Raw genomic sequence first — 23,100 nt, 5'->3', positions numbered from 1 at the left:
CATGCGAACCGACTCTTCTCCCGGCACCCTGCCGGCGCGGGAGCACCTCCCGGCCGGAGACGCCGGTACGCCTGTCCTGGACGTAGTGATCCCCGTCTACAACGAGGAGAAGGACCTCCAGCCGTGTGTGCTGAGACTGCACGAGCACCTCAAGCGCACGTTCCCGTACGCGTTCCGCATCACGATCGCGGACAACGCGTCGACGGACACCACCCCCCAGGTGTCCGCGCGGCTGGCGGCGGAGCTCCCGGAGGTACGGGCGTTCCGGCTGGAGCAGAAGGGCCGCGGCCGGGCGCTGCGGACCGTCTGGTCCGCCTCGGACGCCCCCGTCCTCGCCTATATGGACGTGGATCTGTCCACCGACCTCAACGCCCTGCTGCCGCTGGTGGCACCGCTGATCTCGGGCCACTCCGACCTGGCGATCGGCTCCCGGCTCGCCCGTAGCTCCCGGGTGGTGCGCGGGCCCAAGCGCGAGTTCATCAGCCGCGTCTACAACCTGATCCTGCGGGGCTCGCTCCAGGCCCGCTTCTCGGACGCCCAGTGCGGCTTCAAGGCGATCCGCCGCGATGTCGCGCAGGTGCTGCTGCCGCTGGTGGAGGACACCGGCTGGTTCTTCGACACCGAGATGCTGGTGCTCGCCGAGCGCGCGGGGCTGCGGATCCACGAGGTCCCCGTCGACTGGGTCGACGACCCGAACTCCACGGTGCACATCGTGAAGACGGCGACCGACGACCTCAAGGGCGTGTGGCGGGTCGGCAAGGCCCTGGCCACCGGATCGCTGTCGCTGGACCGGATCGCCCGGCCGTTCGGCGACGATCCGCGCGACCGCGAGATCCAGGACGTACCGAAGGGGCTGGCCCGCCAGCTCGTCGGGTTCTGTGTCGTCGGCGGGTTGTCCACCCTCTTCTATCTGCTGCTCTACAGCCTCTTCCGGCAGTTCGGCGGCTCCCAGGTGGCCAACGCGCTCGCGCTGCTGGTGTCGGCGGTCGCGAACACGGCGGCCAACCGGCGACTGACCTTCGGGGTGCGCGGGCGGGGCGGCGCCGTCCGGCACCAGGCGCAGGGACTGGTCGTCTTCGGTATCTGCCTCGCGCTGACCAGCGGCTCCCTCGCCGCCCTGAACGCGGCGACCTCCGAACCGGCGCACTCCACCGAGCTCGCGGTCCTCATCGCCGCCAACCTGGCCGCGACCGTGCTGCGCTTCCTGCTCTTCCGCGCCTGGGTGTTCTCGGACCGACGCGAGGACGACGGCCCGTCCACCGTCCCGGTCTCGCACAACCCGGCCTCGCCGACCTACGCCACGGCGCCACCCGCCCAGCAGCCGTACGCCCAGCAGCCGTACGGACAGCAGGCCTACGGCCAGCAGCAGTACGGCCGGCAGCCCTACGAGCAGCAGCAGTACGGCCAGCAGCCGCTGCCGCAGCGGCCGACGGCACCGACGTACGTCACCGGGCCCCAGAGCTCGTACCAGACGACCCAGTTCCGCGCCGGTGAAGCCGCGGACCGCACCCGGGGGGACGCGACCGCGCAGATGCAGCCGGTGCGCCCCACCGACACCGACCCGAGGAACGCCTGATGACCACCGACACCGACCGGACGACCCCAAAGGGTCCCGCCGCCTGGGGGCCGCCGACGGCCACGACGAGCACGACGAGCACGACGAGCACGACGAGCACGACGAGCACGACGAGTACGGCGAGTACGGCCGTGGGGGAACCGGCGGTCCCCGAGGCCCCGCCGACCGATCCCGGATCCGGTGAACCCAAGCAGCCGTTCGTACGGAGACTGTGGCGGGGCCGGCCCGAGGACCCGCGCTGGGCGCGCCCAGCGTTCCTCGGCCTGCTGCTCGTGACCACCGCGCTCTACCTGTACAACCTGAGCGCCTCCGGATACGCCAACTCCTTCTACTCCGCCGCCGTCCAGGCCGGCAGCGAGAGCTGGAAGGCGATGTTCTTCGGCTCGCTGGACGCGGGCAACGCCATCACCGTCGACAAGCCCCCGGCCTCGCTGTGGCCGATGGAGCTGTCGGTCAGGATCTTCGGCCTGAACTCGTGGGCGATCCTGGCCCCCGAGGTACTGATGGGCGTCGGCACGGTCGCCGTCGTGTACGCCTCGGTGCGCCGCCGGTTCAGCCCCGCGGCCGGACTGATCGCGGGCGTGGTGCTCGCGTTCACCCCCGTCGCGGCGCTGATGTTCCGGTTCAACAACCCGGACGCCATGCTGGCTCTGCTGATGGCCGTGGCCTGTTACATGGTGGCCCGCGCGCTGGAGGACGGCCGGACGAAGTGGCTGGTGTGGGCGGGGGTCGCGATCGGTTTCGCGTTCCTCGCCAAGACCCTCCAGGCCTTCCTGATCCTGCCGCCGCTGGCGATCGTGTACGCGGTGTGCGCGCCGGTGAGCCTGAAGAAACGGTTCGGCCAGCTGGCCGTCGCCACCGGCGCGCTGCTTGTTTCCGGCGGCTGGTGGGTGGCGATCGTCGAGCTGTGGCCCGCTTCCTCCCGCCCGTACATCGGCGGCTCGCAGAACAACTCCTTCCTGGAGCTGACCTTCGGCTACAACGGCTTCGGACGGCTGAACGGCGAGGAGACCGGCAGCGTCGGCGGTGGCGGTGGCGGTGGCGGTGGCAACACCGGGCAGTGGGGCGAGACCGGCTGGGACCGGATGTTCAACTCCGAGATCGGCGGCCAGATCTCTTGGCTGCTGCCGGCCGCGCTGATCCTGCTGGTCGGCGGCCTGGTCGCGACACGACAGCTGAAGCGGACCTCGACGACCCGAGGTCTGTTCCTGGTGTGGGGCGGCTCGCTGCTGATCACCATGGTCGTCTTCAGCTACATGGCGGGGATCTTCCACCAGTACTACACGATCGCCCTCGCCCCCTACGTCGCCGCCGTGGTCGGCATGGGCGCGGGGATCCTGTGGGAGAAGCGCTCCGAGATCTGGGCGTCGCTCACCCTGGCGGCGGCGGTGGTGGCGAGTGCCGCCTGGGGCTATGTCCTCCTCAACCGCACTCCCGACTACCTGCCCTGGCTCAAGTGGCTGGTCCTCGTCGGGGGTCTGGCCGCCGCGCTCGGCCTGATCTTCGTGGCAAGGCTCGGCCGGCAGCTCGCGCTCGCCGCGGTGGGCCTGGGCATCGCGGCCTCGCTGGCAGGACCGACGGCGTACACCCTCAGCACCCTGCAGGAGGGCCACACCGGCTCCATCGTCACGGCCGGTCCGGCGGGCGCGAGCATGATGGGCGGCGGTCCGGGCGGCGGCGGCCGGGGTGGCTTCGGCGGCGGCGGTATGCCGGGCCAGCAGAACGGCAACGGCAACGGCAACACGCAGGGCCAGAACCAGCAGGGCAACGGCACCCCCCAGAAGGGCAACGGCTTCCCGGGCGGCGGCACCGGCGGCGGTATGCCGGGCCAGAACGGAAACAGCCAGAACCAGCAGAACGGCAACGGCACCCCCCAGGGCCAGGGTCAGAACCAGCAGGGCGGCCCGTCGATGGGCGAGGGCGGCGGCATGGGCGGCGGTGGCGGTGCCGGCGGCCTGCTCAACGGCGCCTCCGTCACCTCCGAGGCCAAGAAGCTGCTGGAGACCGACTCCGACGACTACACCTGGGCGGCCGCGGCCATCGGCGCCCAGAACGCCGCGAGCTACCAGCTCGCCACGGGTGACGCGGTGATGGCGATCGGCGGCTTCAACGGCACCGACCCGTCCCCGACGCTGGCCCAGTTCAAGACGTACGTGGAGGACGGCAGGATCCACTACTTCATCTCCTCCGGCTCCGGCGGCGGCATGGGCGGCAGCAGCGACGGCACGTCCTCGCAGATCACCACCTGGGTCGAGGTCAACTTCAAGAAGGTGACGGTCGGTTCGGCCACCTTCTACGACCTGACGCAGAAGGCCTAGCGGCAGGCGTAAGCATCCGACTGGGACAACAACGGCGGTGGCCCGGGGTTCGCACGAACCCCGGGCCACCGCCCTTTGCGTACGGCGAGAACGGGTGTCGTACGCCGCGTCGCACGCCCTGTTGTACGCCGTATAGGAACTGTTCTACGGTGTACAGCATGACGACATCCCCCCGGGAACAGGCCCCAGCTCCCGCACTGGCCGGCGGCCATCCGCAGCGTTGGTTGATCCTCGGGGTCATCTGTCTCGCACAGCTCACCGTGCTGCTCGACAACACCGTCCTGAACGTGGCGATCCCCTCGCTCACCCGGGAGCTGGACGCGTCCACGTCCGACATCCAGTGGATGATCAACGCGTACTCGCTGGTGCAGTCGGGCCTGCTGCTCACCGCGGGCAGCTCCGCGGACCGGTACGGCCGCAAGAAGCTGCTGGTGGCGGGACTGGCCCTGTTCGGCGTCGGCTCGCTCGTGGCGGGTCTCGCGACCACCAGCGGTCAACTGATCGCCGCGCGTGCCGGGATGGGCGTCGGCGGGGCGCTCCTGATGACCACCACGCTCGCCGTCGTGGTCCAGATCTTCGACGACACCGAGCGGGTGAAGGCGATCGGACTGTGGTCCACGGTCAACTCGCTCGGGTTCGCCGTCGGCCCGCTGCTCGGCGGTGTGATGCTCGACCACTTCTGGTGGGGCGCGATCTTCCTGGTCAACATCCCGGTCGCGGCCATCGGCCTGGTCGCCGTGCTCGCCCTCGTCCCCGAGTCCAGGAACCCGCGGGGCGACCGCCCCGACCTGCTCGGCGCGCTGCTGTCCACGGTCGGTATGACGAGCGTCGTCTACGCGATCATCTCCGGGCCCGACGACGGCTGGACCTCGGCGCCCACCCTCACCTCCGCCGCGATCGGCGTCGTCGTGCTGACCGGGTTCGTGGCGTGGGAGCTGCGCATCCCGTACCCGATGCTGGACATGCACTTCTTCCGCGACCAGAGGTTCACCGGCGCCGTCGCGGGCGCGATCCTCGTCGCCTTCGGGATGGCCGGCTCGCTCTTCCTGCTCACCCAGCACCTCCAGTTCGTGCTCGGATACGGCCCGTTGGAGGCCGGTCTGCACACGGCGCCGTTCGCGCTCACCATCGTCGCGCTCAACCTCACCGGGGTGAGCGCGATGCTTCTGCCGAGGCTGGGCACGCCGCTGACCATCGCGTCCGGGATGACGTGCCTGGCGGCGGGACTCGCGTCGATCGCGCTGCTCGGCGGGGACGGCTACGGCGGAATGCTGCTCGGGCTGATCATCATGGGCGTCGGTGTCGCCTTCGCCATGCCGGCCATGGCCAACGCCGTGATGAGCGCGATACCGCCCCAGAAGGCGGGCGTGGGCGCGGGCGTCAACGGGACGCTGGCGGAGTTCGGGCAGGGACTGGGGGTCGCGGTGCTCGGTGCCGTCCTGAACGCGCGGTTCGCGGCGGCGGTTTCCGTGGCGGCGGTCTCGCTGCCGGCGGCGTTGGCCGAAGCGGGGTCTGCCGAGGAACGGCGGCAGATCACGGACGCGTTCGCCTCCGGACTGGAGACCAGTCAGTTGGTGGGCGCGGTGGCTGTGCTGTTCGGGGGGTTGGTCGCCGCCGCGTTGTTGCGTCGGGCTGAGCGGGCAGACTCCGCATAGGGCCTGTCCTGGTGGCTCGGGTGGCTCGGGTGGCCGGGTCGGCCGGCCACCGCGGGGCCGTCGGATCTGATCGCGCCCATGCGAGGGATGTGATCGCCCCCACGCGATGGATGTGATCGCCCCCACGCGGCGGAGGCGCACATGGGTGCAGGCCCGCGCCCCTGTCGGGGCGCCTAAGCTGGCCGGCGTTTGAGAGTCGAGGAAGGTGCGCCATGGTGAAAGCGGCCCAGCGGACGGCGCGGACCAGTGTGTGGCTGGGGGGCAAGGCGCGTCGCGGCGGGCGGGGTGGTGGGCAGCCGTCCGGGCTGGACCGGGAGCGGATCACCGAGGTCACCGTGCGGCTGCTGGACGCCGAGGGGCTGGCCGGGTTCTCCATGCGCCGGCTCGCCGCCGAGCTGAACGTCACCGCGATGTCCGTCTACTGGTACGTCGACACCAAGGACGACCTCCTCGAACTCGCCCTGGACACGGTCTTCGGCGAGCTGCACCTGCCCGACCCCGACGCCGACGAGGACTGGCGCGACCAGCTGCGCACCCTGGCCCGGGTGTATCGGGCCCTGCTGGTCCGCCACCCCTGGCTGTCGCCGCTGGTCGGCACCTACCTCAACATCGGCCCCAACAACCTGGCCTTCGTCCGGGTCGTGCAGCGCGTCATCCGTAAGACCGCCCTGCCCGTGCACGGCGTCACCGGCGCCATCTCGGCGGTCTTCCAGTTCGTATACGGCTACGGCACCATCGAGGGTCACTTCTTCGCCCGTGTCGCGGACGCCGGTATGTCGCCGGACGAGTACTTCCAGCACTCCCTGAGCACGGTGACGCGGGCCCCGGACGCCGCCGAGGTCATCCAGGAGTCCACGGAGATCATGGAGGCCCGCGGCGGCGACACGGTCGAGGAGATGCTGGAGCGGGACTTCGAGTTCGCGCTGGAGCTGCTGCTGGCCGGGATCGAGGCGATGGTGGAGCGGGGCCGGAACAGGTCCTAGGGGGTGTCGTTCACTCCTGGTCGCCGGAGACCAGCCGGGCCGGGAAACCGCCGGTGGCCACCGGACCCCAGCGTTCCGGCGTGATCCGGATGATCGACTTGCCCTGCTTGAGCATGGCCGCCCGGTACTCGTCCCAGTCGGGGTGCTCGCCGGCGATGTTGCGGTAGTACTCCACGAGCGGCTCGATGGAGTCCGGCGAGTCGACGACCTCGGCGGTGCCGTCGACCTGGACCCACGGCCCGTTCCAGTCGTCGCTCAGCACGATCAGGCTGACCCGCGGATCCCGCTGGGCGTTGCGGGTCTTGGCGCGCTCGGGGTAGGTGGACACGACGATCCGCCCGGAGTCGTCGACCCCGCAGGTCAGCGGCGACCCCTGGGGGCCACCGTCGGACCGGCGGGTCAGCAGGATCGCGTGGTGCCGGGGCCGTACGAAGTCCAGCAACTCGTCCAGCGAAACGGAGGTGTTGGTCGCGATGTTCGGTGCCATGCCGTCAGCGTAGGACCCCGGCCCGGGCAAGGCCGTTCGGGACACTCGCGCGAGCCATCCGTCCGGCACGCCAGTTCGACGCATCCCCGTCCGGTGCACCCGCATGGACAACGCCCCCTACTCCTCCAGCGCCTCGTGCAGGCTGTCGAACACCGGGACGTCCCGCCGCACCCCCGTCAGCTCCATGACCCGGCTGGGGGCCCCGTCGGGCAGCGCCGCCACCCGCACCCGCACCTGGGGCTGGAGACTCAGGCGGACCTCGTTGATGAGGCGGACGCCCTGGGAGTCCATGAAGTGGGTCGAGGTGAGGTCCAGCACCAGGACCCGCAGCCGGCCGGCACGGGTGTCCACGGCGGACATGACCCGTCTCAGCAGGCCCGCGGCGTTGGAGAAGTCGATCTCGGGCGGGAGGACGAGCAAGGTTGTGGAGCTGGGCAGATCACGTAGATCACGCAGCTCGCACAGATTCGGGATGAAGGTCATAGCGCTCACCTGGCAGACGTTCGTCCGGAGTCCGGGGGAGGCCACTTCCTGACCTTGTCGTCCCACCATTGCACCACGCCGACCATCGCGCCCGAAAGTGGCCGTGGACTCCGTCGGCTGAACGTCACTTCGACGCAACCAAGCAGCTAAAGTGCTATCTATCCTGTGCTCGCAGTCAGGAATGTGCTGCGGAGCTCTCCTGCGCACGTCCCTTTGGGTCGTGCATGCCGAAGAGGTTCGTGGTGGCTACGTCCGAGTTTCCTGATTCGCCCCTTTTTGCTGCCGATTTCGAGCTGGCAGAGGCCCTGACGGTGGCAGCTCAGCAACTGCACGAGACGGTGACCCCGCACACCACCATGCGCACCGCGGTCCGGCTGGCCGTGCACCTGCTGCCCGGCGCCGACCACGCCGGCATCTCCGTGATCGAGCGCACCCAGCACCGCCGTACGGTCGCCTGGACCGACGAGGTGGTGCGCTCCGCCGAGGCCGGGCACACCGGACGCGAGCAGGCGCCGTACTGGGAGAACCTGTGGACCACGCCCGTCGTACGGCTGGAGGACAGCGAGGCCGAGGACAGCGGGGCCGCTCTGTCCGAGCTGGGCCTGCGCTCGGTGCTGTCGCTGCGGCTGCGCGCCGACCGCCGCCGGCTGACCGTCCTCACGGCCTACTCCCGCAAGCCGCGCGCCTTCGACGAGGCCGCCACCCGGATCGGCCGGCTGTTCACCGCGCACGTCAGTCTCGCCCTCGACTCATCCACCGTACGGGAGCAGTTGACGGAGGCCATGCGCACCCGGGATCTGATCGGGCAGGCCACCGGCATCCTCATGGAACGGATGGACATGGACGCGGCGGAGGCGTTCGATTCCCTGGTCAAGGCCTCGCAGCGGGAGAACATCAAGCTGCGCGACCTGGCCCGGCGCATCGTGGATGCGAACAACGCCACATGACGGGCCCGGCGATCGCGGGGCATTGACGGGCAGGTACGGGATATCCGTACGTACATGAGCCCTGAGACAACCGACACGCTGGAAATGGCCATCGTGCGCAGCAGTGGTCTCGACACGCTGTTGCGCGATCTGACCGACCGCGCGGTGCAGGCGGTGCCCGGTGCGGCCGCGTGCAGCATCACCGTGCGCCGTGCCGACCGGCTGCTCACCCTGGCCGGCAGCCACGGCCTGCCCAGTGGCCTCGACCAGCGCCAGTACGAGAACGGCTCGGGGCCCTGCGTGCAGGCCGCCGACACGAGCGGCGAGCAGTACTCCCCCGACCTGGAGGCGGAGACCCGCTGGCCCACGTACACGTCGTACGCGCTCTCCGCGGGCGTGCGCTGTGTGCTGGCCGTTCCGATCGCGGTGGAGGGCGAGAGAGGCGCCGCCCTCAACCTCTACGGTGTCGAGGTCGGGTCGCTGGGCCCGGGCCGGGACGCGGCCAGGGCCTTCGCCGCCCGGGTCGGCGACGCGATCAACGTCGCCCTGGGTGTCGAGCGCCGCCGGGAGTCGGCCGTCGACGTGCGCGCCGCGCTGCTCTCCCGCAGCGTCATCGACCAGGCCATCGGCATCCTCATGGCGCAGGAGCGGATCGACGCCCGGATCGCCCTGGAACGCCTGCGCCGGGTCTCGCAGAACCACAACGTCAAACTCCGGGACCTGTGCACCGACCTGGTGGCACGGACGAGCGCCGACGACGGGCGCGGGCCCGACCGGAACTGAGTTCCCTGAAGCGGGACTTGGGGACGTGCCCCGGCCGCGGCCGAGCAGCGTCCGGTTCGTATTCGTACGGACGGCTGCGGGGCCGGGTCCGCAGCGCCTACCGTGGCCCGCATGAGCGCGGAAGACCTCAGCCCCGAGGACCAGTGGCCGCTGCCGCCCGCCTGGATGTGGGACTGCGCCGAGTGCGTCCGCCGCTACGAGGCGATGAAGCACGTGCAGGCCGTCATTGCCGGGCTCACCGCGGAGGATCCCGGCGTCGACTGGGACGTCACCGACAGCATCGTCGGTACGCAGATCGGCCTGAGCCGTCATCTGGCCGAGGCGCACCGCGCGTCACTGCCCGACTGGGACCCCTCCTGCACGACCTGCGCCGGCCACCGCGACTCCCTCGCCGGGGCGGCGGAGTCCCCCGAACCGCTCCCGGGCGCGGTCATGGTGGCCGAGGAACACCGCGCCCGCCATCTGTTCGCCCCGCCGAGCGTCGCCGGGCTGATGTAGGCCGTGCCGGGCACGGCCGACTGCTACTTGGGCCTGAGCCGTGCCTCAGTCCGTGCCTCAAAGCTCAGCCGCGCGCCTCAGGCCTGCGGCAGTGAGTCCCCCTGCACCGCCTGTACGTCCAGCTCCACCTTCAGCGTCGTGCCGATGGCGGCGATGCCCGCCTGGACGACCTGGTTGTAGGTCATGGCGAAGTCCTCACGGTGCAGTTCCGTCGTCGCCCGGAACGCCGCCCGGGTGCCGCCCCAGGGATCGGAGCCGGTGCCGAGGTAGGCGAGGTCCAGGTCGACCGGTCGGGCGACGCCGTGCAGGGTCAGCTCCCCGTGCACGGTCCAGCGGTCCGCACCGGCCACCGTCAGTCCGGTCGAGTGGTACGTGATCTCCGGGAACCGCTCGACGTCCAGGAAGTCCGCGGACCTCAGGTGGGTGTCGCGCATGCCGTTGCCGGTGTCGATGGACGCCGCCTGGATGACCGCCTCCACACGGGACTTGGCCACGTCGTCCGGGGCGACCTCGATCGAGGCCGTGAACTCCGTGAACCGTCCGTGCACGCTGGAGATCCCCAGGTGCTGGGCGACGGCGGCCACACCGGAGTGCGCCGGGTCGACGGTCCACGGCCCCGGCGGCGGCAGCTCGGTCCCGCCCTGCCGGGCCAGTGTCACCGCGCCGACCTCGGCCCGGCCGCTCGCCGTGACGAGGGCGCTCGCGGCGGCGGGCGCGTACCCGACGGCCGTGACGATGACGGTGTACGCGCCCGGCGCCAGCGCGGTCGTGTCCCGTACGGCGCCCTCGGGGTCGGCCTCGGCACGCAGCACCTGCGAGCCGGTCATGTCGGTCACCGTGACGACCGCGTGCGACACGGCCCATCCGTCCCTCGTACGGATCTTCGCGGTCAGTCCCATCCCGGTTCTCCCTGAAAAAGCATTACAAACTGGTCATGACGAGACCGGCCCGCGCCGGGCACGCTCCGATCGGAGACGTGCCCGACCCGGGCCGGGTGCGAACTACTCGCCGGGGTGGGCGAGTTCGATGTCGTGGCCGTCGACGCCCTGGCCGTGGACGGTCAGCGCGGTCGCGACCGGGGCGTAGCCGGTCGCGATGACCGTGTACTCGCCCCCGTCCAGATCGGTGAAGGCGTACGCCCCGTCGATGCCGGTCGTGGCGGTCGCGACGACATTGCCGGCCGCGTCGACCAGCGTCACCCGGGCATCCGCCAGCGGACCGTGCGGCGCCCGCACCACACCCTGCAGCTGCGCCCCCGCGTCCAGATCCACCTCGACCCGGGTCACCCCGCTGCCGCCGACCTCGACCGGCAGGGCACGCGGCCGGTATCCGGCGGCGTTCACGGCCACCGTCACCGCGCCGGGCACCAGCTCCGCGAACGAGAACTCACCCTGCTCACCGCTGACGGCGGTGGCCAGCAGGTCCCCGCGGACGTCGGTGACGATGACCATCGCGTCCTTGACCGGGCTGCCGGTGTGGGCGGCCCGCACCAGCCCGCTCAGGCCACTGGTACCGCTCAGCAGAATGTCGTAGGCCACCGGCTCGCCGCCCACCACGACGGTGGACGCCTGCGGCTGGAAGCCGTCCGCCGAGGCGATCAGCACATACGAGCCCGTGTCCGGAGCGTCCAGCCCGTAGGAGCCGTCCGGCTGCGCGACCGCGCGGCCCAACTGTCGGCCCGCCAGCGAGATCAGCGTCACCGCCGCACCCGCCACCGGAACACCCTCCGCGCCCCGCACGAAACCACCGACCGGCACACCGGCCGAACCCTCGGGACGGGCGATCGTGGCCACCGCCGCGAGCCGCCGCGTGCCCTCGGTCCCGGTCTCGGTCCCGGTCTCGGTCTCGGTACTGGTCTCGGTCGTGGAGTCGGCGGCGGCCCAGCTCGGGACGTGCGCCTCGGCGGAAGACTGCGCCTCGGCCGGAGTCTGCACTCCGGCGGAAGCGGCGGGAGCCGCCGCGGCCGGGGCCGCCTGGGCCAGGGTCTTCTCCGAGGCCGTCTGCTCGAGTGCGCCCTTCGTCCGCAACGGGACCTCCTTGATGAACAGCGTGATGAGGAAGGCGAGCAGGGCCAGGACCGACGCGATCAGGAAGATGTCGGCGATCCCGTGGCCGTACGCGCTCTCCATGACCGTGCGCAGCGGCGTGGGCAGCTTGTCCATGTCGGGGATGGCGCCGCTGGAGCTCGAACCGGACGCCAGGGACGCGTACTTGGGGCCGAGGCCGGCGATGCCGTCCTGGGCGTAGTCGGTGATGCGGTGGGCCATGACGGCGCCCAGCGCGGAGACGCCGACCGCGCCGCCGAGGGAACGGAAGAACGTGACCGTGGAGCTGGCCGAGCCGAGGTCGGCGGGGGCCACCTGGTTCTGCGTGGACAGCACCAGGTTCTGCATCATCATGCCGATGCCGAGGCCCAGCAGGGCCATGAAGATCGCCATCTTCCAGTAGTCCGTGTCGTACCGGACCGTGCCCAGCAGGCCCAGACCCGCCGTCAGCAGCACGCCACCGCCGACCAGCCAGACCTTCCACTTGCCGGTCCGGGTGATGAACTGCCCGGAGACGGTCGAGGAGATGAACAGACCGCCGATCATCGGGATCGTCATGACACCCGACATGGTCGGCGACTTGTCCCGGGCCAGCTGGAAGAACTGGCTGAAGAAGACGGTGCCGGTGAACATCGCGACGCCCACGAAGAGCGAGGCCAGTGAGGACAGCGTGATGGTGCGGTTGCGGAACAGCCGCAGCGGGATGATCGGCTCGCTCACCTTGGACTCCACGAGCACGAACAGCAGGCCGAGCACGATCGAGCCGCCGACCAACGCGTACGTCTGCCACGAGACCCAGTCGTACTTGTCACCGGCGAAGGTGACCCACAGCAGCAGCACGGAGACCGCGGCGGAGATGAAGAACGCACCGCCCCAGTCGACCTTCACGTCCCGCTTCACGACGGGCAGGTGCAGGGTCTTCTGCAGCACGATCAGCGCGATGACCGCGAACGGCACACCGACGTAGAAGCACCAGCGCCAGCCGAGCCACGAGGTGTCGGTGATGACACCGCCGAGCAGCGGACCGCCGACGGTGGCGATGGCGAAGGTCGCGCCGAGGTAGCCGGAGTAGCGCCCGCGCTCACGCGGGGAGATCATCGCGGCCATCACGATCTGCGCGAGGGCGGAGAGACCGCCGACGCCGATGCCCTGGACGACACGACAGGCGATGAGCATCCCCGGGTTCTGCGACAGACCGGCGGCCGCGGATCCCAGCACGTAGATGACGAGCGCTATCTGGACGAGCGCCTTCTTGCTGTACAGGTCGGAGAGCTTGCCCCACAGCGGTGTGGTCGCCGTCATGGCGAGCAGGGAGGCGGTGACGACCCAGGTGTAGGCGGACTGGCCGCCGCCGAGGTCGCCGATGATCTCGGGAAGCGCGTTGGTGACGATCGTGGACGACAGGATCGCCACGAACATCCCGAGCAGCAGCCCGGAGAGCGCCTCCATGATCTGCCGGTGCGTCATCGGAGCGCCGTGGGAGGCCCCTCCTCCGTTGTCGGCGGGGGCCCGCACACCGGCTGGTGTGGTCGTTGCCATGAGCTTCCTTCTCTTACGTGGTGATCGCGGGTGTACGGGGGGACCGGTCCGTGGACCGTTCGGGCTCGGGCGTGGTGGGTGGCCGGGGTTCCGGGTGCGCCATACGGCAGTCGTCGAAACTCGACCTGAGCCGCGCCATGAGGTGGGTGAGCTGTCCGACCTCGTCGTCGCTCCAGTCGCTCAGCCGCTCGGCGAGCAGTCGGCAGCTCCGTTGTGACAGGTCGTCCAGCCGGTCCCGGCCCGCGGGTGTGAGGCGCAGGATGCGCGAGCGCTTGTCCGCCGGATCGGGGGAGCGCTCGATCCAGCCCCGATCGGCGACGTGGGCCACATGCCGGCTGGTCACCGACATGTCCACGGCGAGCAACTCGGCGAGCTTGCTTATGCGCATGTCCCCGTGGCGGCCGAGGAGAGTCAGCACGGCGGCGGAGCCGCTGGGGCAGTCTGACGGCAGGATGCGCCCCAACTCCCTGCGTACGGCGCCGAAGGCACTGAACTGACGGATCAGCTCCTCGTACTGCGCCTGCCCGGCCATCACACCTCCCATGTTCGTTGCTTAGGGCAACCATAAAGCTGTTGGTTGCTGCAGGCAAATAGAATCAGGGGCCCGGCATCCAAAAAGTTGGCAAAGGCATGTATTGCGAACGTGAATGTGCAGGTAAGGGGGTGTTGTGAGGGCTCACGATCTCCACTTGGGCCTCACCCCCGGATTCGCTAGGGTCTCGGGGCATGGCTAACACCCAGGGCCCCCAGGGCAACAACGACCCGGCCGGCAGCACCCAGATGTTCCGCGCGTTCGTCGACGAGGCCCCTCAGGGCCGCCGGCCGCAGGCCGCCGCCTCCAGCGGTCCCCGCCTCGGCCTCATCATCGGCGTGGTCGTCGCGGTGGCGGTCGTCGCCGCTGTGGCTTGGCTCGCGCTGAAGTAACCACGTCCACCGGACCGCCGCGTCGCGCGTCGACGCACACCGTCCAGGTCCTCTCCGTCCGCGCACCGGCTGCGATCGGCGCGGGCACTTCCTCAGCGGACTCGACCGTCGCCCAGTCGACACCGAGTGCGCCGATGACGTGTGCGCCGACGACGTGTGTGCCGAAGGTCACGATTCCCGAACGCACCGCAAATCCGCCGGTGTTGTGGAAGGAGAGCGGGACGTCCTCGCACCACCGCCTGTCCGTGGCCTTCTCGTACGACGGCGGACTCCTCGTCGTACGACCGGACTTGGCGCCGTCGGTCGCGGGCGGAAGCGAGCCGTCGTGCGCGCCGCCGGACCGTCCGGGTTCCCGAGGTTCCTGGGCGCTCCGAGAAGTGCCGCTCCCGGCGGGTGAGTTGTGCGTGCCCGCGGCTGTACTCGGAGCCGTACTCGCGGATTGCAGCTCGTCGGGCGGCACCAGCCGCACTCGCCTCGTCGGCGCCACCGCCGTACCCGAGGGTCGGAGCGGCCCGCCCGCCGTACCTGTCGCCAGATAACCGGCACCGGCACCGCCTCCGGCGCCTCCGCACGCGGCCAGGAGCCCGCCGAGAAGGACGACGGCCGCCGACGCTCGATCAAGGCGCCCCGACGGCCATGCGTCCGCGTCGGTCGAAGCATCGCGCCACCGTGGCTGACGCCCCCTCAAACAGGAACCCCCGGGGCTCCGTCGGCCTGCTAGGGCCGGCCCTTGCTCCGGGGGTTCCTGTCTTCTTCTCCTGACTCCTGGGGGGCCTCAGTCCGAGATGAGGCCTTCCCGCAGCTGCGAGAGGGTCCGCGTCAGCAGCCGGGAGACGTGCATCTGGGAGATGCCGACCTCCTCGCCGATCTGCGACTGGGTCATGTTCGCGAAGAAACGCAGCATGATGATCTGCCGCTCGCGAGGCGGGAGCTTGGCCAGCAGGGGCTTCAGGGACTCGCGGTACTCCACGCCCTCCAGAGCGGTGTCCTCGTAGCCGAGGCGGTCCGCGAGGGAGCCCTCGCCGCCGTCGTCCTCCGGGGCCGGGGAGTCCAGCGAGGAGGCGGTGTACGCGTTGCCGACCGCGAGGCCGTCGACGACGTCCTCCTCCGACACCCCGAGCACCGCGGCGAGTTCGGCCACCGTGGGCGAACGGTCCAGCTTCTGGGAGAGCTCGTCGCTGGCCCTGGTGAGGGCGAGCCGCAGTTCCTGGAGCCGACGCGGGACCCGGACCGACCAGGACGTGTCACGGAAGAACCGCTTGATCTCGCCGACCACCGTCGGCATGGCGAAGGTCGGGAACTCCACGCCCCGTTCGCAGTCGAAACGATCGATCGCCTTGATCAGGCCGATGGTGCCGACCTGGACGATGTCTTCCATCGGCTCGTTGCGCGAGCGGAAGCGTGCGGCCGCATAGCGGACCAGCGGGAGGTTGAGCTCGATGAGGGTGTCCCGGACGTACGCACGCTCGGGGCTGTTCTCGTCGAGTGCGGCGAGCCGCAGGAAGAGGGAGCGGGACAGGGTGCGGGTGTCGAGAGCTCCCGAGGTCGGGAGGGCCGGTGCCGGCGCGGCCTCGACGGCCGTTACGTCGTCGAGTGCGGGCGCAGGCTCGCTCTTTGTGAGCGTGAGCACCTTCGAGCTGCCCTGGTCTGCGGACATGCCACCCCCTTTGGGTCGCGAGGACGGTCGTGGCGGACGCTCCCACGGAGGAACGCAGCCTCCACCTGAATACCGGAGCCGAAGCCTCGGCAAACGCGCTTCCGGCAGAATGTCACATGTCGGCAACACGCTGTAGTGACATGTCGACATGCGAGACGCGAATTCGCCCTGGAAGAAGGCGGTCTGACGGTCTTTCGGCAGTAAAACGCAGGGATACGCGCTGGTGAGCGATTCGCTCGTGAAGGTGACCAGTCGATCGTGTGCGCGGTTACGCCTCGATCCGGTTCGCGGAGCGCAGTCGCTGGAAGCTACGCGCGAGTAGCCGCGAGACGTGCATCTGGGACACGCCGAGTTCCGCGCTGATCTGTGACTGGGTGAGATTGCTGTAGTAGCGCAGCAGCAGAATTCGCTGTTCCCGTTCCGGAAGTTGGACGAGCAGATGCCGGACCAGGTCCCGGTGCTCGACGCCGTCCAGGGCCGGGTCCTCGTAGCCCAGCCGGTCCAGCAGTCCTGGCATGCCGTCGCCCTCCTGGGCGGCCTCCAGCGAGGTGGCGTGGTACGACCGTCCGGCCTCGATGCAGGACAGCACCTCCTCCTCGGTGATGCGCAGCCGCTCGGCGATCTCGGCGGTCGTCGGGGTGCGTCCGAAGGAGGTCGTCAGGTCCTCGGTCGCGCTGTTGACCTGCACCCACAGCTCGTGCAGCCGGCGCGGTACGTGGACCGTGCGGACGTTGTCCCGGAAGTACCGCTTGATCTCGCCGACCACCGTGGGCATCGCGAACGTCGGGAACTGCACGCCCCGCTCCGGGTCGAAGCGGTCGATGGCGTTGATCAGCCCGATGGTGCCGACCTGGATGACGTCCTCCATCGGCTCGTTGCGGGAGCGGAAGCGGGCGGCCGCGTAGCGCACGAGCGGGAGGTTGGCCTCGATGAGCGCCCCGCGCACCCGGTTGTGCTCCGGCGTGCCCGGTCGCAAGTCCTTGAGCTGGGCGAAGAGCACCTGTGTCAGGGCCCGGGTGTCGGCACCGCGGCTCCGTTGGGGGGCGGTCGGTGCCGGGGGTTGGGCGGGAGCCTCTTCCTGGGGCGGCGCAGTACTGGCCGACACGGACAACGCCACCTCTTCATCGGTCTTCAGCATCGGTCAACTCATCCATCAAAAGCGGTCATAGCATCACAAGACATGTGCACTGTGTGCAAGCACCGCATAACGCCGTGTTGAGGGAAGAGTGAGCGCAGAAGACGCGAAGAAGCCCCCCGCCGTGCAGGCGGAGGGCTTCGAAGGGGCTCTGAAGGGGCTTCGAAAAGGCAGGGTCGCCTAGTACTCGTAGTCCGCGATCACCCAGGTGGCGAACTCTTTCCACAGGGCGACGCCGGCCTGGTGCTCCGGGTGTTCCACGTACCGGCGCAGCGCGGCCGCGTCGTCGAAACCGGAGTTGATGGCGAAGTCGTACGCGATGGGCCGGTCGCTGAGGTTCCAGCCGAGCTCCCAGAAGCGGATCTCGGGAATCACGCCGTCGAGGGCGCGGAAGGCCTCCTCGCCCTTCACGACCCGGGGGTCGTCGCGCTCGACGCCCTCGTGGAGCTTGAAGAGGACCAGGTGGCGGATCATGAGTTTCCTCCCTGGGCGACCCAGGACATGAAGTCGCCGACGGACTTCGCGGCGTCCGATATGCCCTCGAATCCTATCTGGACGTAGTCCGCGGCCTTGGCCGGATCCGTGATGATCACATACAGCGCGAAGACCACGAGCACATAGACGGCGATCTTCTTCGAGTTCACCGCCATCGCGGCCTCCCCTGTCTCCCCTGCCACTGGAACTGCTTCTGTCACGCCCAAGCGCGCACATGATCGCACGAAGGGCCCCGTCTCACGACGGGGCCCTTCTTCAAGCGGTAGCGGAGGGATTTGAACCCTCGGTGACTTGCGCCACACTCGCTTTCGAGGCGAGCTCCTTCGGCCGCTCGGACACGCTACCGAGGGAGACCTTACAGCAAGGCGGGGGATGGTTTGAAATCCGTTTCCCGGCCCCTGTGACGGCCGGTCAGCGGGACCGGAAGAAGTCGGTGAGCAGCTCGGCGCACTCCTCGGCGAGCACTCCCTCGACCACCTCGGGCCGGTGGTTGAGCCGCCGGTCGCGGACGACGTCCCAGAGGGATCCGGCCGCGCCGGCCTTCTCGTCCCGGGCGCCGTAGACCACCCGGTCCACCCGGGACTGCACGAGGGCGCCCGCGCACATCGTGCAGGGCTCCAGCGTCACGACCAGCGTGCAGCCGGACAGCCGCCATTGACCCAGCTCGGCGGCGCCCCGCCGGACGGCGAGGACCTCCGCGTGGGCCGTGGGGTCACCGGTGGCCTCGCGTTCGTTGTGTCCGGCCGCCAGCACCGTCGTGCCGTCCGGGGACAGCAGGACGGCGCCGACGGGGACGTCCCCGTCGCGGCCGGCCTGCTCGGCCTCGGCCAGGGCGAGCCGCATCGCGGCCCGCCACCGGTCGCGTACCGGGTCCGGAGGTCCTGGGAAGGGTTGATGGGTCAGCGGACGGTCTCCAGGGTCTCCGAGGCGCCCAGTGCCTCGGCGATCTCGGTGACCGCGTCCGTGGCGAGCGACTTCAGCTCCTTCTCGCCGACGCCGAGGTCGTCGAGGATCTCGGGGTCGCCGACCGGGCCGTGCGGCACGGCCTCGGCGGAGCCGCCGGCGTCCTCGCCGTCGTCGTCCTCGTCCTCTCCGTCCTCGGTGCCGTCGAGGTCGAGGGAGTCCAGGTCGGCGACGTCGTCGTCACCCGGATCCCGGCCGAGCAGTTCGTCGGTGAGCAGGATCTCGCCGTACGAACTGCGAGCGGCGGCTGCGGCATCCGAGACGTAGATACGAGGGTCGTCCTCTCCATCGATGCGGACGACGCCGAACCAGGCGTCCTCCTGCTCGATGAGGACCAGCACCGTGTCGTCCTCGGGTGAGGTTTCACGGGCCAGGTCGGCCAGGTCCGACAGGGTCTCCACATCGTCGAGCTCCGTGTCGCTCGCTTTCCACCCGTCTTCGGTGCGCGCGAGCAGTGCGGCGAAGTACACCGTGACTCTCCCACTGGTCTTAGGCGTGCCGGTTGGGGGTCCCCCCGGCGGAGGTTGAGGGCGGGGAGAGCTGTGCTCCGAGCCCCACCCACTCGGAATCGTGGCAGAAACATGGCGCTCAGGGGACGTCTTCGGCTCCCTGTGTTTTCGGCTGCCGCCGATCTCGTGGCAACCGAGGTTCCGGCGAGGCCTCACCAGCGCACTCGTTGCCGCCAACAGCGGATCGTACGCGGCCTTTTTGGGCGCTCACGCACGGCTGCCCGCCCAACGTGCGCGCGGCCCGTGATCTTGCCCTGACGTCGCCCCATCGGCGTGTCTTCGCCCCCGCGGCACTTACCAGCGGAAGGTCCGGACTTACCAGCGGAAGGTCCGCATGCGCATCGCGCGCCTGAGCCGGGCGGTCTTCGCGCGGCGGGGCTGGACGCGGTCGCGCAGTTCGCGGGCCTCGGCCCGGTCGCGCAGGAACTGGGCGCGGCGTCGTCGGCGCTCGGCGTCCGTCTGCGGAGCGTCCGGCCTGCGCAGCACACCGGGTATCTCCGGCCTTCTCGACGCGGCAGGTGTCGCCGGTGCGTTCGAGGTGCCCGGCTGCTTGTGTGTCCCCGGCGGTGTGCGCGGCGACGGATTTTTGCGGGTTTCCCGGTCAGGCATAGGTTCACCACCCCAGTCCGTCCCTCCCACCTTCCCCCGGACAGCCGGTTTGACTCCAGTGAGCGGGTGAAGCGGGGGGCCCGGGGCGTTCCCCGTGCGGGGGGGCGTAGGCGTAACCGGGCCCGGTTACTGTTGTCGACATGCGTCTCCACGTCGTCGACCACCCCCTGGTCGCACACAAGCTCACCGCGCTGCGCGACCAGCGCACCGACTCCGCGACCTTCCGCCGTCTCGCCGACGAGCTGGTCACCCTGCTCGCCTACGAGGCCACGCGTGACGTGCGCACCGAACAGGTCGACATCCAGACGCCGGTCGCCGGGACCACGGGCGTCAAGCTGTCCCACCCGCGCCCGCTGGTGGTGCCGATCCTGCGCGCCGGCCTCGGCATGCTGGACGGCATGATGCGGCTGCTGCCGACCGCCGAGGTGGGTTTCCTGGGCATGATCCGCAACGAGGAGACCCTGGAGGCCTCCACGTATGCCACGCGCATGCCGGAGGACCTCTCGAACCGCCAGGTGTACGTCCTGGACCCGATGCTCGCCACCGGCGGCACGCTGGTCGCGGCGATCCGGGAGCTGATCAGGCGCGGCGCCGACGATGTGACGGCCGTGGTCCTCCTGGCCGCCCCGGAGGGCGTCGAGGTCATGGAGCGCGAGCTGGCGGGCACCCCGGTGACGGTCGTGACGGCCTCGGTCGACGATCACCTCAACGAGCACGGCTACATCGTCCCGGGCCTGGGCGACGCGGGGGACCGGCTGTACGGGGCGGCCGAGTAAGGCCCGCGCGCGCTCTACGGCTTCCCTCAGGCTTCGTAAGGCTCCCGTACGGCCTTCGTACGACCGCTCAGCAGGTCTTCTTCGACGAGGTGGACGTCGGCTGGGGCTCGGCCAGTTGGGCCAGGGCCTTGTCGGCGTCCTTCTTCGTGGTGAGGGTCTTGAAGCCGTTGCCGAGGATGAGGTCGAGGTCCGTGCCCTTGCGGGCGGCGTCGGTGCGGCGTTCGGCCGCGCCGAGCTGGGTGGCCAGGACGGGCAGCGAGGTGTTCAGGGAGGACGCGGGGCCGAGCAGTATCCCGGTGCCCTTGACCTTCTTGTCGTACTCCTTGGTCGCGTTGCCCACATCGCCGATCTTGAAGCCGCGCTTCTTCAGCTCGTCCGCGGTCTGCTTGGCCAGGCCGCTGCGGGGCGTCGCGTTGAACACGTTGACGGTGATCCGGCCCGGCTTGGGCGCGGCTGCGGCTGCGGACGCGGAGGGGGTGGCGCGGGTGCCGCAGTCGGCCTTGGCACCGGCCGCCGCGGCCTTCTTGCCGCCGCCGGTGAAGACGTCGATGAGCTGCAGGGTGCCCCAGCCGATCAGGCCCAGCGCGGCCGCGGAGGCCACCAGCCCGAGGACGAGCCTGCCGCGTCGCCGGGATCGGCGCATCCGGGGGTACTTGTCTCCCGTGATCCGGTACTTGCCGCCCATGCCGGGGGGAGTCAGCATGCTCATGGGCGCAGCGTAGTGGGCCCGGGCGGCGATTCCTACTAGATGATCATAGGACGCGTCGCAGTCCAACCCGAAAGGGCCAACCCGTCACCGGGGCGGGCCGTGGGTCGAACTCGTCGGCCGAGCTCGTCAGTCGGGCTCGTCAGTCGAGTTCGAGCACGCGCGCGTGGAGGACCTGGCGCTGCTGGAGGGCCGCCCGGACCGCGCGGTGCAGGCCGTCCTCCAGGTACAGGTCGCCCTGCCACTTCACGACGTGCGCGAAGAGATCGCCGTAGAAGGTGGAGTCCTCGGCGAGCAGGGTTTCCAGGTCGAGCTGGCCCTTGGTCGTCACGAGCTGATCGAGGCGGACCGGGCGCGGCGCGACATCCGCCCACTGCCGGGTGCTTTCCCGGCCGTGGTCGGGGTACGGCCGGCCGTTTCCGATGCGCTTGAAGATCACACGGAAAGCCTACCGGTCAAGCCTCTCCGGGCGCAGCCTCCCGGCTCGGCTCGCGGGGGCGAGTGCGTACAGTTTTTGGTCAATATCGGTCAAAGGGGCGCGTGTGAACTGCTTGCTCTCGCATTTCCCGTATGGATGATCGAAAGACAGCTGTCGGGTATGGGCGGCAGAGTCCCGGTCGTCCGGACAAGAGCCGGTGCCGTCGGGCGAGTTGCCCGGCGGAGGCGGTGCACCCGCCTCCGCCGGACGGTCAGCGGCGGCCCCGCTCCTTCGGGGGCAGCTGCGGTTTCGCTTCCTTCAGCCGCGGGTTCGATGTGCCGCGTGTGGCCTCGGCGCGCAGCAGCGCGCGCAGGATCGCGTACGGGTCAGTGGGCATGTCCGTGTTCCTCGCATCGTGCTGAGATGACGTGCTGAGATGACGTGCTGGGACGACGTGCTGAGACGTCGTGCTGACCGGCCTTGCTCCGGGCGGGTTCCGTCAGCAGCGCAGGACCACGGTGCGAAGGGCATGCAGGGCGTACGGCGGCTTCGGCGGCGCCGGTTGCGGCCGGCCCCGCGGGACGGCGGGCGCCGGGCCGAGGTCGGGGGCCCGGCGCGGGGGTACGGCGGGCCGGTGGGCGTCGCGGGCCGGTGGCCGCAGGGCCGTGTCGAGGACGTCGTACTCGACGATCTCCACGGAGACGCCAGGCGCCGCGGACACCTCGGCGGGCGTGCCCGGCACCAGGACGGCGAGCAGCAGCACGAGCACCCGCAGCCAGGCGCGGCTGCGCGGAAGCCCTCGTGCGGTGCTCATGGGAGGTCATCTCCCCATGACACGCCGGGCGTTCAGCACGCCGGGGCCAGAACCGCCCGTTCGGGGGACATCCCGGCGGATCAGGCCCCACGCCAGGCCGGTACGTCGGATCAGGCGCTACGTCGTCCTGGCGGTCTTCCCGGCTTTCGCCGCTTTCGCCGCCGCCTTCATCTCCTGCTTGTGCGCCCGCACCTTGGTCAGCGACTCGGGCCCGGTGATGTCGGCGACGGACCGGAAGGAGTTCGGTTCGCCGTAGGATCCCGCCGCCTCCCGCCAGCCCTCGGGCCGCACACCGAGCTGCTTGCCCAGCAGGGCGAGGAAGATCTGCGCCTTCTGCTTGCCGAAGCCGGGCAGTTCCTGGAGGCGCCGCAGCAGCTCCCGCCCGTCGTCGACGCCCTTCCAGACGAGTTCGGCCCGACCGTCGTAGTGCTCGACGAGGTACTGGCAGAGCTGCTGGATGCGTTTGGCCATCGACCCCGGGTAGCGGTGCACGGCCGGCTTCTCCGAGAGGAGTGCGGCGAAGGCCTCCGGGTCCTGTGCGGCGATCTCGTGCGCGTCCAGGTCGTCGGCGCCGAGCCGGTCCGCGATGGTGCGGGGTCCCTTGAACGCCCACTCCATCGGAACCTGCTGGTCCAGCAGCATGCCGACGAGCGCGGCGAGCGGCGAGCGCCCGAGCAGTTCGTCGGCCTCGGGGTCCTGGGCGAGGTGAAGAGTGACGTCCATGACCTCGATCATGCCTCCTGAGGCCTCGGGTCGCTCCTCAGGTCCTGGCTGCCGGTACCCGAGGGCGTTCCCGGAGCG

Annotated in this window: 26 protein-coding genes and 1 tRNA gene; 9 read left to right on the top strand and 18 right to left on the bottom strand. The window is 70.3% G+C overall.

The window, feature by feature from the left end; all coding sequences use genetic code 11:
* Nucleotide 1 precedes the first annotated feature (1 nt).
* The 4 genes from AB0H86_RS03425 (at nucleotide 2) to AB0H86_RS03410 (ending at nucleotide 6,532) form a co-directional block, all read left to right on the top strand.
* Entirely contained in the window at nucleotides 2-1,576 is a 1,575-nt protein-coding gene (locus AB0H86_RS03425) for a bifunctional glycosyltransferase family 2/GtrA family protein (RefSeq protein WP_362432427.1), read from the top strand.
* Nucleotides 1,576-3,894, top strand: coding sequence for a glycosyltransferase family 39 protein (locus AB0H86_RS03420; RefSeq protein WP_362432425.1), 2,319 nt, complete (start codon nucleotides 1,576-1,578; stop codon nucleotides 3,892-3,894). Before AB0H86_RS03425 ends, AB0H86_RS03420 begins: the two co-directional genes overlap by 1 nt.
* A 158-nt stretch (nucleotides 3,895-4,052) precedes the next feature.
* Nucleotides 4,053-5,549 carry an MFS transporter gene (locus AB0H86_RS03415; RefSeq protein ID WP_362432423.1) on the top strand — a complete coding sequence of 499 codons (1,497 nt, stop codon included), beginning with the start codon at nucleotides 4,053-4,055 and terminating at the stop codon, nucleotides 5,547-5,549.
* Nucleotides 5,550-5,761: 212 nt separating this feature from the next.
* A complete protein-coding gene (locus tag AB0H86_RS03410) occupies nucleotides 5,762-6,532 on the top strand; it encodes a TetR/AcrR family transcriptional regulator (protein ID WP_362432421.1) in 771 nt (256 codons plus the stop codon).
* A gap of 10 nt (nucleotides 6,533-6,542) precedes the next feature.
* Here AB0H86_RS03410 and AB0H86_RS03405 read toward each other — a convergent pair whose 3' ends face one another.
* Entirely contained in the window at nucleotides 6,543-7,019 is a 477-nt protein-coding gene (locus AB0H86_RS03405; RefSeq protein ID WP_362432418.1) for a PPOX class F420-dependent oxidoreductase, read from the bottom strand.
* Between the two features lie 117 nt (nucleotides 7,020-7,136).
* On the bottom strand, nucleotides 7,137-7,502 hold the full coding sequence (locus tag AB0H86_RS03400) for an STAS domain-containing protein (protein WP_362432415.1): 366 nt from the start codon (nucleotides 7,500-7,502) through the stop codon (nucleotides 7,137-7,139).
* A gap of 224 nt (nucleotides 7,503-7,726) precedes the next feature.
* Here AB0H86_RS03400 and AB0H86_RS03395 point away from each other — a divergent pair, with 224 nt between their 5' ends.
* The 3 genes from AB0H86_RS03395 (at nucleotide 7,727) to AB0H86_RS03385 (ending at nucleotide 9,709) form a co-directional block, all read left to right on the top strand.
* Nucleotides 7,727-8,449 (top strand): ANTAR domain-containing protein, encoded by a 723-nt coding sequence (locus AB0H86_RS03395; RefSeq protein WP_362432413.1) that lies wholly within the window; start codon nucleotides 7,727-7,729, stop codon nucleotides 8,447-8,449.
* A gap of 54 nt (nucleotides 8,450-8,503) precedes the next feature.
* The gene (locus AB0H86_RS03390) at nucleotides 8,504-9,211 is read left to right on the top strand and encodes a GAF and ANTAR domain-containing protein (RefSeq protein WP_362432411.1); all 708 of its coding nucleotides are present in this window, start codon (nucleotides 8,504-8,506) and stop codon (nucleotides 9,209-9,211) included.
* A 111-nt stretch (nucleotides 9,212-9,322) separates the two neighbouring features.
* Complete coding sequence (locus AB0H86_RS03385; protein WP_362432409.1) at nucleotides 9,323-9,709, top strand: hypothetical protein; 387 nt, start codon at nucleotides 9,323-9,325, stop codon at nucleotides 9,707-9,709.
* A gap of 77 nt (nucleotides 9,710-9,786) precedes the next feature.
* Here AB0H86_RS03385 and AB0H86_RS03380 read toward each other — a convergent pair whose 3' ends face one another.
* The 3 genes from AB0H86_RS03380 to AB0H86_RS03370 form a co-directional block, all read right to left on the bottom strand.
* Entirely contained in the window at nucleotides 9,787-10,608 is an 822-nt protein-coding gene (locus tag AB0H86_RS03380; RefSeq protein ID WP_362432407.1) for a YceI family protein, read from the bottom strand.
* Between the two features lie 102 nt (nucleotides 10,609-10,710).
* Nucleotides 10,711-13,293 carry an MFS transporter gene (locus AB0H86_RS03375; protein WP_362432405.1) on the bottom strand — a complete coding sequence of 861 codons (2,583 nt, stop codon included), beginning with the start codon at nucleotides 13,291-13,293 and terminating at the stop codon, nucleotides 10,711-10,713.
* Between the two features lie 13 nt (nucleotides 13,294-13,306).
* Nucleotides 13,307-13,825, bottom strand: coding sequence for a MarR family transcriptional regulator (locus AB0H86_RS03370; RefSeq protein ID WP_362433631.1), 519 nt, complete (start codon nucleotides 13,823-13,825; stop codon nucleotides 13,307-13,309).
* Between the two features lie 194 nt (nucleotides 13,826-14,019).
* Here AB0H86_RS03370 and AB0H86_RS03365 point away from each other — a divergent pair, with 194 nt between their 5' ends.
* Entirely contained in the window at nucleotides 14,020-14,217 is a 198-nt protein-coding gene (locus AB0H86_RS03365) for a hypothetical protein (protein WP_362432402.1), read from the top strand.
* Between the two features lie 775 nt (nucleotides 14,218-14,992).
* Here the strand turns inward: AB0H86_RS03365 and AB0H86_RS03360 are convergent.
* From AB0H86_RS03360 to AB0H86_RS03325, 8 genes are all read right to left on the bottom strand, one after another.
* A complete protein-coding gene (locus AB0H86_RS03360) occupies nucleotides 14,993-15,874 on the bottom strand; it encodes an RNA polymerase sigma factor SigF (protein WP_362432400.1) in 882 nt (293 codons plus the stop codon).
* A gap of 268 nt (nucleotides 15,875-16,142) precedes the next feature.
* Complete coding sequence (locus AB0H86_RS03355) at nucleotides 16,143-17,012, bottom strand: RNA polymerase sigma factor SigF (protein WP_362432398.1); 870 nt, start codon at nucleotides 17,010-17,012, stop codon at nucleotides 16,143-16,145.
* Nucleotides 17,013-17,189: 177 nt separating this feature from the next.
* Nucleotides 17,190-17,483 carry a Dabb family protein gene (locus AB0H86_RS03350; RefSeq protein WP_362432396.1) on the bottom strand — a complete coding sequence of 98 codons (294 nt, stop codon included), beginning with the start codon at nucleotides 17,481-17,483 and terminating at the stop codon, nucleotides 17,190-17,192.
* A complete protein-coding gene (locus AB0H86_RS03345; RefSeq protein WP_362432394.1) occupies nucleotides 17,480-17,659 on the bottom strand; it encodes a hypothetical protein in 180 nt (59 codons plus the stop codon). Before AB0H86_RS03345 ends, AB0H86_RS03350 begins: the two co-directional genes overlap by 4 nt.
* Before the next feature lie 105 nt (nucleotides 17,660-17,764).
* A tRNA-Ser gene (locus tag AB0H86_RS03340) sits at nucleotides 17,765-17,849 on the bottom strand.
* A 66-nt stretch (nucleotides 17,850-17,915) separates the two neighbouring features.
* Nucleotides 17,916-18,347, bottom strand: coding sequence for a tRNA adenosine(34) deaminase TadA (tadA, locus tag AB0H86_RS03335; RefSeq protein ID WP_362432392.1), 432 nt, complete (start codon nucleotides 18,345-18,347; stop codon nucleotides 17,916-17,918).
* 56 nt (nucleotides 18,348-18,403) lie between these two features.
* Nucleotides 18,404-18,937, bottom strand: coding sequence for a hypothetical protein (locus tag AB0H86_RS03330; protein ID WP_362432389.1), 534 nt, complete (start codon nucleotides 18,935-18,937; stop codon nucleotides 18,404-18,406).
* Nucleotides 18,938-19,291: 354 nt separating this feature from the next.
* Nucleotides 19,292-19,585: a hypothetical protein gene (locus tag AB0H86_RS03325; protein ID WP_362432387.1), complete on the bottom strand. Its 294-nt coding sequence runs from the start codon at nucleotides 19,583-19,585 to the stop codon at nucleotides 19,292-19,294.
* 140 nt (nucleotides 19,586-19,725) lie between these two features.
* Between AB0H86_RS03325 and upp the strand changes: the two genes are divergently transcribed.
* A complete protein-coding gene (gene upp, locus AB0H86_RS03320; protein ID WP_362432385.1) occupies nucleotides 19,726-20,361 on the top strand; it encodes a uracil phosphoribosyltransferase in 636 nt (211 codons plus the stop codon).
* Nucleotides 20,362-20,428: 67 nt separating this feature from the next.
* On the opposite strand, the gene AB0H86_RS03315 is transcribed toward upp, so the two are convergent.
* The 5 genes from AB0H86_RS03315 to AB0H86_RS03295 all read right to left on the bottom strand — a co-directional run bounded on the left by AB0H86_RS03315 (nucleotide 20,429) and on the right by AB0H86_RS03295 (nucleotide 23,022).
* Complete coding sequence (locus AB0H86_RS03315) at nucleotides 20,429-21,070, bottom strand: LytR C-terminal domain-containing protein (protein WP_362432383.1); 642 nt, start codon at nucleotides 21,068-21,070, stop codon at nucleotides 20,429-20,431.
* A 139-nt stretch (nucleotides 21,071-21,209) separates the two neighbouring features.
* A complete protein-coding gene (locus AB0H86_RS03310) occupies nucleotides 21,210-21,506 on the bottom strand; it encodes a type II toxin-antitoxin system VapB family antitoxin (protein ID WP_003999914.1) in 297 nt (98 codons plus the stop codon).
* Between the two features lie 250 nt (nucleotides 21,507-21,756).
* The gene (locus AB0H86_RS03305; protein ID WP_362432381.1) at nucleotides 21,757-21,882 is read right to left on the bottom strand and encodes a hypothetical protein; all 126 of its coding nucleotides are present in this window, start codon (nucleotides 21,880-21,882) and stop codon (nucleotides 21,757-21,759) included.
* 102 nt (nucleotides 21,883-21,984) lie between these two features.
* Nucleotides 21,985-22,299, bottom strand: a complete 315-nt coding sequence (locus AB0H86_RS03300; RefSeq protein WP_362432378.1) for a hypothetical protein — start codon at nucleotides 22,297-22,299, stop codon at nucleotides 21,985-21,987.
* 117 nt (nucleotides 22,300-22,416) lie between these two features.
* Nucleotides 22,417-23,022: an HhH-GPD-type base excision DNA repair protein gene (locus AB0H86_RS03295; RefSeq protein WP_362432376.1), complete on the bottom strand. Its 606-nt coding sequence runs from the start codon at nucleotides 23,020-23,022 to the stop codon at nucleotides 22,417-22,419.
* Between the last annotated feature and the right edge of the window lie 78 nt (nucleotides 23,023-23,100).

The organism is Streptomyces sp. NPDC050997, from assembly GCF_040660135.1.
In the GTDB taxonomy this organism is placed as follows: domain Bacteria; phylum Actinomycetota; class Actinomycetes; order Streptomycetales; family Streptomycetaceae; genus Streptomyces.
The sequence above is the reverse complement of the archived record's forward strand: the minus strand, read 5'-3'. Positions and strand labels throughout refer to the sequence as shown.

Bases quoted from the DNA above. Each gene is read 5' to 3' on its own strand.
- AB0H86_RS03425 (WP_362432427.1), top strand. From the start codon at position 2: ATGCGAACCGACTCTTCTCCCGGCACCCTGCCGGCGCGGGAGCACCTC.
- AB0H86_RS03420 (WP_362432425.1), top strand. From the start codon at position 1,576: ATGACCACCGACACCGACCGGACGACCCCAAAGGGTCCCGCCGCCTGG.
- AB0H86_RS03415 (WP_362432423.1), top strand. From the start codon at position 4,053: ATGACGACATCCCCCCGGGAACAGGCCCCAGCTCCCGCACTGGCCGGC.
- AB0H86_RS03410 (WP_362432421.1), top strand. From the start codon at position 5,762: ATGGTGAAAGCGGCCCAGCGGACGGCGCGGACCAGTGTGTGGCTGGGG.
- AB0H86_RS03405 (WP_362432418.1), bottom strand. From the start codon at position 7,019: ATGGCACCGAACATCGCGACCAACACCTCCGTTTCGCTGGACGAGTTG.
- AB0H86_RS03400 (WP_362432415.1), bottom strand. From the start codon at position 7,502: ATGACCTTCATCCCGAATCTGTGCGAGCTGCGTGATCTACGTGATCTG.
- AB0H86_RS03395 (WP_362432413.1), top strand. From the start codon at position 7,727: ATGCCGAAGAGGTTCGTGGTGGCTACGTCCGAGTTTCCTGATTCGCCC.
- AB0H86_RS03390 (WP_362432411.1), top strand. From the start codon at position 8,504: ATGAGCCCTGAGACAACCGACACGCTGGAAATGGCCATCGTGCGCAGC.
- AB0H86_RS03385 (WP_362432409.1), top strand. From the start codon at position 9,323: ATGAGCGCGGAAGACCTCAGCCCCGAGGACCAGTGGCCGCTGCCGCCC.
- AB0H86_RS03380 (WP_362432407.1), bottom strand. From the start codon at position 10,608: ATGGGACTGACCGCGAAGATCCGTACGAGGGACGGATGGGCCGTGTCG.
- AB0H86_RS03375 (WP_362432405.1), bottom strand. From the start codon at position 13,293: ATGGCAACGACCACACCAGCCGGTGTGCGGGCCCCCGCCGACAACGGA.
- AB0H86_RS03370 (WP_362433631.1), bottom strand. From the start codon at position 13,825: ATGGCCGGGCAGGCGCAGTACGAGGAGCTGATCCGTCAGTTCAGTGCC.
- AB0H86_RS03365 (WP_362432402.1), top strand. From the start codon at position 14,020: ATGGCTAACACCCAGGGCCCCCAGGGCAACAACGACCCGGCCGGCAGC.
- AB0H86_RS03360 (WP_362432400.1), bottom strand. From the start codon at position 15,874: ATGTCCGCAGACCAGGGCAGCTCGAAGGTGCTCACGCTCACAAAGAGC.
- AB0H86_RS03355 (WP_362432398.1), bottom strand. From the start codon at position 17,012: ATGCTGAAGACCGATGAAGAGGTGGCGTTGTCCGTGTCGGCCAGTACT.
- AB0H86_RS03350 (WP_362432396.1), bottom strand. From the start codon at position 17,483: ATGATCCGCCACCTGGTCCTCTTCAAGCTCCACGAGGGCGTCGAGCGC.
- AB0H86_RS03345 (WP_362432394.1), bottom strand. From the start codon at position 17,659: ATGGCGGTGAACTCGAAGAAGATCGCCGTCTATGTGCTCGTGGTCTTC.
- tadA (WP_362432392.1), bottom strand. From the start codon at position 18,347: ATGCGGCTCGCCCTGGCCGAGGCCGAGCAGGCCGGCCGCGACGGGGAC.
- AB0H86_RS03325 (WP_362432387.1), bottom strand. From the start codon at position 19,585: ATGCCTGACCGGGAAACCCGCAAAAATCCGTCGCCGCGCACACCGCCG.
- upp (WP_362432385.1), top strand. From the start codon at position 19,726: ATGCGTCTCCACGTCGTCGACCACCCCCTGGTCGCACACAAGCTCACC.
- AB0H86_RS03315 (WP_362432383.1), bottom strand. From the start codon at position 21,070: ATGAGCATGCTGACTCCCCCCGGCATGGGCGGCAAGTACCGGATCACG.
- AB0H86_RS03305 (WP_362432381.1), bottom strand. From the start codon at position 21,882: ATGCCCACTGACCCGTACGCGATCCTGCGCGCGCTGCTGCGCGCCGAG.
- AB0H86_RS03300 (WP_362432378.1), bottom strand. From the start codon at position 22,299: ATGAGCACCGCACGAGGGCTTCCGCGCAGCCGCGCCTGGCTGCGGGTG.
- AB0H86_RS03295 (WP_362432376.1), bottom strand. From the start codon at position 23,022: ATGGACGTCACTCTTCACCTCGCCCAGGACCCCGAGGCCGACGAACTG.